Annotated in this window: 1 protein-coding gene; it reads right to left on the bottom strand. The window is 60.9% G+C overall.

Annotated features, from left to right (window positions below; genetic code table 11):
* Window positions 1-24: 24 nt before the first annotated feature.
* Complete coding sequence (locus WD071_RS03270) at window positions 25-1,173, bottom strand: IS481 family transposase (RefSeq protein ID WP_368046898.1); 1,149 nt, start codon at window positions 1,171-1,173, stop codon at window positions 25-27.
* Between the last annotated feature and the right edge of the window lie 71 nt (window positions 1,174-1,244).

The raw sequence follows: 1,244 nt of genomic DNA, 5'->3' as shown, positions 1-1,244 counted from the left end.
GATGTCTCGAGACATAGTAGACATCTAGGTCGATCCCAGCGGCTGGTAGTTGCGGCTGGGGTCGAGGGTCAACTGCCGGATCACTTCGCCTTCCTCGTCGACCACGCGGATATCGAGGTCGGCGACCAAGATCGTGACCCGGCGGCCCTTGTGCGCCCGACCGAGTGCGATGTGGTGCAGGCGGCTGTCATGTCGCAAGGTGACCCTGCCGGTCTTGTCGACCTTGTCCTTTCTGACCCTGAAATGTGGGTTCTCGATCGGCTTCGAAGGCTTGGCCTTCACTCGTGCCTCGAAGGCCTGCAGGGGAGTGCACCCGTCAAGTGCGCGGTGCGGGCGGATGTTGTTGTAGTAGTCGCGGAAGGTGTCGAGCTGGTGTTGCAGCTCGTCCAATGTCTTCGCCGGCCTTTGCTTTGCTAGGTACTTCTTCAGCGTTTGGTGCAGGCGCTCGACCTTGCCGCAGGTCTGGGGGTGGTAGGGACGCGAGTTCTTAAAGACGACCCCCAAGCGCTCGAGCTCTGACTCGAGCAACACCTTGCCACCACGGTAGTGGCCGGTGAAAACGGCGCCGTTATCCGTGAGCAGCGAGGCGGGATATCCGTGGTAGTCGCAGGCTTTTTGGAACGTGCTGACCACGTCTTGGGCGGTGACGGTCAGATAGACGTCCGAGGCCAAAAACAACCTGGAGTGGTCGTCTTCGAAGTTCAAGATCTCGACCTCGCTGCCATCTGCCAGGCGCCAGTGGGTGAAGTCGGCCTGCCACATCTGGTTGGGCAACTCGGCGCAGAAACGAATCAGGGAGGACTTGGGTCGCTTTTGCGGTTGAGCCTCGACAAGGCCGTTGCGCTTGAGGATGCGCCAGATCGTCGCCACCGATGGAACGTGGTCGAATCGTTTGGCCAGGTGGTAGGCGATCGTATGGGCGCCGGCGTCGTGGCCGTTTCGTGAGAGCTCATGGCGCAGCTCGACCACCACTTGCTCGATCTCCTTGGAGGCCTTGTGCGGACACGAGCGTGGCCGGCGCGAGCGCGCTGCTAGGGCCTCCTCGCCACCGGCCCTGTAGCGGGCTAAGAGCTTGTAGATCCAGCTGCGATGCACTCCGTGCATCGCAGAGAGCTCAGAGACCGAACGACCCTCCTCCAGATGTGCTTCCACCAAATAGCGAGCTTTGTCCACGAAGACCCCTTCCAATGTAGGTGTCTCCTATGTACCGAGACAGGTGTCGCCTATGTGGTGAGACCAGACAC

Source organism: Pseudohongiella sp. (assembly GCF_040877505.1).
Classification (GTDB): Bacteria; Pseudomonadota; Gammaproteobacteria; order Pseudomonadales; family Pseudohongiellaceae; genus Pseudohongiella.
This window is presented reverse-complemented; position numbering and strand designations above follow the sequence as displayed.